Raw genomic sequence first — 6,718 nt, 5'->3', positions numbered from 1 at the left:
TCTCGTCGATCGGCTTGCCGGCCCCGAGTTGTTCGCCGACGTGGCGGTTGCGGCTGCGCTGACTGGTGCAGGTGACGATCAGGTCGCCCAGACCGGCCAGGCCGGGGAAGGTGTCGGGGTCTCCGCCGATCGCTACGCCCAGCTTCGTCATCTCCCGCAGCGAGCGCGCGATCACCAGTGCGCGGGTATTTTCGCCGATGCCAAGCGAATAGCCCATCCCGACGGCGATGGCGAAGACGTTCTTCAGCGCCCCGGCCATCTCAACGCCGACGACGTCATCGGTGGTGTACACGCGGAAGCGCCGGGTGCGGAACAATCCCGAGAGCCGGGTCGCCAGATGCTGATCGGGCATCGCCAGCACCGCGGCGGCGGCGTAACCCTCGGCCACCTCGCGGGCGATGTTCGGTCCGGCCAGGATGCCTGCCGGATGGCCGGGCAGCAGCTCCTCGATGATCTGCGACATCCGCATGTTGGTGCCCTGCTCGAGCCCCTTGACCAGCGACACAACCGGCACCCATGGCCTCAGTTCCTTGCCCAACTCGGTGAGCACACCCCGGAAGCCATGCGACGGCACACCCATGACCACGACGTCGGCGCAGTTGGCGGCCTCGGCGAAGTCGGTGGTGGCGCGAAGAGTGTCGCTCAGGATCACATCGTTGCCGAGATAGCGGCTATTGCGGTGATTCTCATTGATGTCCTTGGCGGTCTCCTCGGAGCGCACCCACTGCAGCGTCGGTCCGCGGCGTGCACAGATTGACGCCACGGTGGTCCCCCAGGAACCGCCACCAAGGACAACCACTTTGGGTTCGCGCGTCTCAGCTGCCATGACGATCAGGGTATTGCCGACACCTGAGATTTAGAAGCAGTTCACGAACTCCCGCCCGCCCGCCCGACGGCCCCCCGACCGCCCTAGTCCAAACCAATGACCTCAGGGCATGGGACTTCCGTCCCTACCCCCACCACGCGACATATCGCATCGTCGAAGGCACATTCTTTACAAGGAGGAAGCATGCCCAGACGCGGCGGCCGGGCGTTCGCGTTGCTGTCGGCGGCTGCGCTCGCGGTGTTGGTTGGCTCGCCGGGCATCGCATTCGCCGATGACGGTCGTCCGCAGGTCAACCCGGAGGAACGGGCGGCGGCGATGATACGGCCGGCCGTGATGTACCTTGTCGGCCAAGGTCATGGCCAGGTAAGGCTGCCCGACGGCCAGATCCTGTCTCAGTTCGGCGCGGGCTCAAACATGCCCTTCCTCGCGACTTGGAGCTGCACCGGTTTCGTCATCAATCCCGACGGTTGGGTGGCGACCGCGGGGCACTGTGTCGATCCGCTGATCGCCACCGACCTAATACTCAAACGGGCCGCAGGCGAATACGTCAATCAGTTTCCGAACGCGCCTGAAGCGCGGGATCCGAATACCGCAATGGAATGGCTTCGGAAAAACGCAAGGGTGGAAGGCGACACCGCCGACCGGGGTCCCGAGATCAGCCTCATGCTGTTGTACGGCACCGGAACAAAGGTCGCCGCCAAGATGCCCGCCAACGTCGTGGATTTCCGGCCTCTCGGCAAGGGTGACGTCGCTCTTCTCAAGGTGGAAAAGCACAACCTGCCGTCGTCCGAGCTGGCTACCGACGCCGACGTCAGCATCGGTACATCAATTCTCGCGGTGGGCTACCCGGAGACGACCGGACGAATCACGGATCCGTCGCTGGACCCGACGAACAAGAGCGGCAAGGTCAGCAAGAAGTCGACCATGGGCAGCATCCCAGAATATGAGATCGACGCCGCGCTCTCCGAAGGCATGAGCGGTGGCCCGACCATCGAGCTCAACGGCAAGGTGATCGGCGTGAACAGCTCCGGCCCCGTCGGCGAATCGCAGGCCTTCAACTTCGTCTCGCCCGCAGATCGGCTGGATGCCATATTGGCGAGTAAGGGTGTCAAGGCGACCCTCGGACCCGCCGACGTGTCCTATCGCAAAGGGCTCAACAACTACTACTCCGGTCACTACAGCGACGCGATCGACGATTTCGACCAGACCTTGTCGATGTCACCCGACTATCCCGGGCTGGTCGATCTGAGGACGAGCGCAGTTAACCTGCGGCAGCAGTACGGCGATGCATCGGTGTTCAGTGGCGCAAACCTGGCGTGGTACACCGTGGGTGGCGTTGGGCTGGTGCTCGCCGCCGCCGCCGCTTTGACCTTCATGGTGGTGCGAAGCCGTTGGCCGCTCCTCTCCCCATCCGAAGTTGCCGGCTCGCAGCCGATTTCGGGCGAGCCGGGGGGTGCCACCGAATCGGTCAGTGCACGGGCCGCTACATCAGTTGCGCAGGCCCCGGCCGAGGAAACCGACGCCGTCCAACCCGTCGGCGCGGTGGCCACGCAACAGTTGACGGCGACCGAACCCCACTTCTGCTCCAGCTGTGGAGCAGAACACCACCACGCCGAAAGGTTCTGCCCGAACTGCGGGAAGAAAATCACCCTTGGCGAATCGGCATTGAGCGCCGACTAATTCAACCCGCCAACGGCGCCCGGTCGGCGACGCGGCCGAACACCATCGCCTCCTCGATGCGGTCGAACCGATAGTCGATGGCATCGGCAAGGTAGTTCTGCCGCACATTCCACGGCCGCTTGGTGCCGGACTTGGGCAGCGCATGCAGCGACCGCAGCACATAGCCGGCCTTGATGTCCCATGACGGCTTTTCGACCATCGGCTCGTCGCCGCGGTGCGGGTATGCGTGCGTGTAGCCGTGAGAGGCCATGTGCGCCAGCAGCTTTGACGTTGCCCGGCCCGTGATGTCAGCCCGCAGCGTCCAAGACGCATTCGTGTAGCCCACGCACCAGAACAGGTTGGGCACCTCCTCGAGCATGTGCGCCTTGTAGACAAAGCGGTCCCGGGGATCGATCGCTACGCCGTCCAGGCTGATCGCGGCCCCGCCCAGCGCCTGCAGCTGTAGGCCGGTGGCCGTGACGATGATGTCGGCGTCGAGGTGCCCGCCCGATTGCAGTGCGATACCGGTGGCGTCGACATGGTCGATGTGATCGGTGACCACCTCGGCGCGGCCATCGGTGATGGCGTTGTACAGGTCGGCGTCGGGGATCAGGCACATCCGCTGATCCCACGGGTTGTACCGCGGTTTGAAATGGACGTCGACGTCATAGTCGTCGGGCAGGTTGCTGGTCGCCACGCGGCGCACCAGCCACTTCACGAACCCCGGCGCCTTGCGGGACAAGAAGAAAAACCCGGCCTCCGTCAACGCGACGCGCATCCGGATGATTGCGTGGGCGGGCCTGCGGGGCAACACTTTACGGGCGACGGCTGCGAACCTGCTGTATCTGGATGCCGCCATGAGGTAGGTCGGCGAGCGCTGCAGCATGGTCACTTTTCCGGCCCGTTCGGCCAGCGAGGGGATCAGCGTGACCGCGGTGGCCCCGCTGCCGATCACCACGATCTGCTTGCCTGAGTAGTCCAGGTCCTCCGGCCAGTGCTGCGGATGCACGACGGTGCCGGCGAACCGCTCGATACCGGGGAAGTCGGGGGTGTAGCCCTCGTCGTAGTTGTAGTAGCCGCTGCCGAAGAACAAGAACCGGCCGCGGCACCGCCTTGCGGCGCCGTTTTGTTCAAAGGTGACCGTCCAGGTGTCGGTGGACGAATCCCAGTCCGCCGAGCGGACATGGCTGTTGAACTGGATGTGACGGTCGATGCCGTACTTGTGCGCGGTGGCGGTCAGATACTCGCGGATGTGGACGCCGTCGGCGACACCTTCTTCGCGGGTCCACGGCTCGAAGGGAAAGGACAGCGTGAAGATGCTGCTGTCGGAGCGCACGCCGGGGTAGCGGAACAAATCCCAGGTACCGCCGATCTGTTCGCGCCGCTCCAGGATGGTGTAGGTCAGGTGCGGGTTGCGCTCGATGATCCGGTAGGCCGCGTCGAGGCCGGAGATGCCGGCACCGACGATGACGACGTCGAAGTAGCCGGCCTGCGCCGGCCCGTCGTCCGTGGCCTGTTGGGGAGTCACCGTCATCGTGAACCTCGCTTGAGTCTGGGTCTCGTCACAGACTAGATATCGCCCGCCGGTGTCCGTCGCAGCGGCTCCGCTACCGGTAGTTGACGAACTGCAGCGCCACGTCCAGGTCGGCCTGCTTCAGCATGGCGATGACGGCCTGCAGATCGTCACGCTTCTTGCTGGTGACACGGATCTCGTCGCCCTGGATCTGGGTTTTGACGGTCTTGGGCCCCTCGTCGCGGATGAGCTTGGTGATCTTTTTGGCGTTCTCGCTGCTGATGCCCTGCTTGAGGGCGCCGCTGACCTTGTAGGTCTTGCCGGAGGGCTGCGGTTCACCGGCGTCGAAGGCCTTCATCGAGATGTCGCGGCGGATGAGCTTTTCCTTGAAGACGTCGACTGCGGCCTTGACGCGCTCCTCGGTGGACGACGTCAGCTCGATGGCCTCGTCGCCCTTCCACGTGATCTTGGTGTCGGTGCCGCGGAAGTCGAAGCGAGTGGCCAGCTCCTTGGCGGCCTGGTTGAGTGCGTTGTCGACCTCCTGCCGGTCGACCTTGCTGACGATGTCGAACGATGAGTCAGCCATTGGATCCGTCCCTTCATCCGGAGCTAGCCGTGTGTGCCCTGTCTACCCGCTCGTTGTAACCTGCTAGGCGGCAGGTTGCCCGAGCGGCCAATGGGAGCGGACTGTAAATCCGTCGCGAAAGCTTCACTGGTTCGAATCCAGTACCTGCCACCACAGGTCAGGGAAGGTTTGGTCTCTGGCTACATGTTCGAATACGGCCGAGTTGTCACGGTTTGTCACAACTCGCGCGAAACTCGCTGCGCGCGGGCACACCGGGACGCCGGCATTGCATCTGTGTGACCGTGTCGTGCGAAGCCGGACTGGCTCGGTGATCGGTCAGTGGGCCGGGGTAGGTCAGGAACGTCGCGACTCGCCAACGACGCTGTTGAAGCTCTGCGCGGCGAGCGTCAGGGCCTCGGGCTGTGAGTGCACGTATGTGGACATCGTGAAGGCCTTCGAAGCGTGCCCGAGCCACGCAGAGATCACCGCGATCGGCACGTCTTGTAGATGCATCAGCGTCCCGCAGGTGTGCCGAGCGTCGTGGAACCGAATGTGCCGGACCCCGGCGGCCTTGAGCATCCGCGCCCACCGTGATGTCAGCGCGTGCGGACTCAGCGCCGCACCGCACTCGTCCACGACGACGTATCCGCTCGCTTCGTAGTCCTCGCCGAGCGCCAAGCGGTCGGCGGCCTGGATGGCGCGGGCGGCCCGCAACGCGGCGGCCAGGTGGTCAGGTATGGGGAGGGTGCGGCGACTTGCGCGGGATTTCGGGGTGTCCTCGACGAGGTGCTTACCGAACCGGAGCCGCGTCGACGAGATCTGCAGCGTCCGCGCGGCCAGGTCGATGTCACTCCACCGCAGGCCCGCCACTTCGCCGCGGCGCAGCCCGGTAAGCGCAAGCTGCCAGGCGATCGCGTAGCGGTCACCGTCGATATGAGCGAGAACCGCTTGGAGCTCGGCTGGGATGAATGTGTCTGGAGGTTTCGGATCGGCAGGGATGCGGTCGACCAGCTCGGCGACGTTACGAACCACATGCCCCTGCTGCATCTGGTCCCTCAGCACCGCAGTGAGTAGGCCCAGCATGTAGTTCACAGATCGCGGTGACCACGATTTGCGCGACTTGCCCGTGGGAGAGTCCAGGCCGCCGGCACGCAGGGCTGTGACGAGATCGTCGATGTGCCGCTTGCTCAGCTTCTGCACTTCGACCTCACCGAGTTCGGCGAGTGCGGGGGCGAGGTTTACCCGATGTCCATGAAGCGTGGAAGGTTTGAGTCCGTGCTTGGAAGCCAGCCAGTCCTCGCACGCTTGGGCGAGTGTAACTTTTGACGGATGCACATAGGTGCCCTTGGCGACATCGCCACGCACGGCATCCAGCGCTGCCCGAGCCTCTCGCTCCGTCTTGTACCGCTTGCGCAGCTGCTTGCGCCTACCGTCGACGACGCCCACGTCGACGATGAGTTGATAGCGAATAACGGGGCGCCCGCCATCGCGTGCGGCGAGTTCGACCCGTTTGATCTGAGGTGGCAGTTGGCGACGTTCAGCCATGGCGATCTACCAGTCTGCGTTCAGTGACGGGATCACGATGCCGCCTCAGTGTGGGCAGCGATGAAACGCTCGATCTCAGCGGACGCCACCCGGCGCGATCCGCCGATCTGGACCCATGCCAGCTGGCCGGCGTCGAAAAGACGATAGATAGTAGAGCGCGAGACACTCAGTGCTTCAGCTGCTTCCACAATAGTGAGAAGGCGCCGAGGGGTAGAAGGCCTGGGCTCAGGCGTGTTGTGACCGGTCACCGCGTGCTCTGGAATAGGTGTAAATCATCTGCTCCGCCTCGTGTTATGGGCCTTCCACAACTGTAATTCTCCCCACCGACTGCTCCTGCACAAATTCCAGCGGCTCACCAAGCCCGGACGATGCAGCACGAGCGCAACGGAACCCACTCGGCGCGCGCAGCAGGTCAAACCGTCGTCGGCGCGCGACACCTCCAGCTACCTGCACCCTGCCTCTACAACCCGATCTCCACTATCATCTCAACTCGTCCCACAATGTTCCATCCGATCTATCTCAAAGTCGCTACATCGCAACGGATTCCACCGCGCCTCAAAGTCCGTCCTTCTCTAAAATTGCTCCGGCACATTGGCACAAGTGGTGCAAT

Annotated in this window: 6 protein-coding genes and 1 tRNA gene; 2 read left to right on the top strand and 5 right to left on the bottom strand. The window is 64.0% G+C overall.

Annotated features, from left to right (window positions below; genetic code table 11):
- On the bottom strand, positions 1-826 hold an 826-nt coding region (locus ACLP4W_RS30445; protein WP_442391365.1), incomplete at its 3' end, for an NAD(P)H-dependent glycerol-3-phosphate dehydrogenase.
- A gap of 183 nt (positions 827-1,009) precedes the next feature.
- Between ACLP4W_RS30445 and ACLP4W_RS30440 the strand changes: the two genes are divergently transcribed.
- The gene (locus ACLP4W_RS30440; protein WP_442391363.1) at positions 1,010-2,506 is read left to right on the top strand and encodes a trypsin-like peptidase domain-containing protein; all 1,497 of its coding nucleotides are present in this window, start codon (positions 1,010-1,012) and stop codon (positions 2,504-2,506) included.
- A gap of 1 nt (position 2,507) precedes the next feature.
- Here the strand turns inward: ACLP4W_RS30440 and ACLP4W_RS30435 are convergent, their stop codons facing one another.
- The gene (locus tag ACLP4W_RS30435) at positions 2,508-4,019 is read right to left on the bottom strand and encodes a flavin-containing monooxygenase (protein WP_442391361.1); all 1,512 of its coding nucleotides are present in this window, start codon (positions 4,017-4,019) and stop codon (positions 2,508-2,510) included.
- Positions 4,020-4,092: 73 nt separating this feature from the next.
- On the bottom strand, positions 4,093-4,584 hold the full coding sequence (locus ACLP4W_RS30430) for a YajQ family cyclic di-GMP-binding protein (RefSeq protein ID WP_442391359.1): 492 nt from the start codon (positions 4,582-4,584) through the stop codon (positions 4,093-4,095).
- Positions 4,585-4,653: 69 nt separating this feature from the next.
- Between ACLP4W_RS30430 and ACLP4W_RS30425 the strand changes: the two genes are divergently transcribed.
- Positions 4,654-4,737, top strand: a tRNA-Tyr gene (locus ACLP4W_RS30425).
- Between the two features lie 180 nt (positions 4,738-4,917).
- Here ACLP4W_RS30425 and ACLP4W_RS30420 read toward each other — a convergent pair.
- Positions 4,918-6,108, bottom strand: a complete 1,191-nt coding sequence (locus ACLP4W_RS30420; protein ID WP_442391357.1) for a tyrosine-type recombinase/integrase — start codon at positions 6,106-6,108, stop codon at positions 4,918-4,920.
- A 32-nt stretch (positions 6,109-6,140) separates the two neighbouring features.
- Complete coding sequence (locus tag ACLP4W_RS30415) at positions 6,141-6,296, bottom strand: helix-turn-helix domain-containing protein (RefSeq protein WP_442391355.1); 156 nt, start codon at positions 6,294-6,296, stop codon at positions 6,141-6,143.
- Between the last annotated feature and the right edge of the window lie 422 nt (positions 6,297-6,718).

Origin of the sequence: Mycobacterium sp., assembly GCF_052145595.1 — a bacterium.
Taxonomy (GTDB): domain Bacteria; phylum Actinomycetota; class Actinomycetes; order Mycobacteriales; family Mycobacteriaceae; genus Mycobacterium.
Note: the sequence above shows the minus strand (reverse complement) of the source record. Positions and strands in the feature narration are given on the sequence as shown.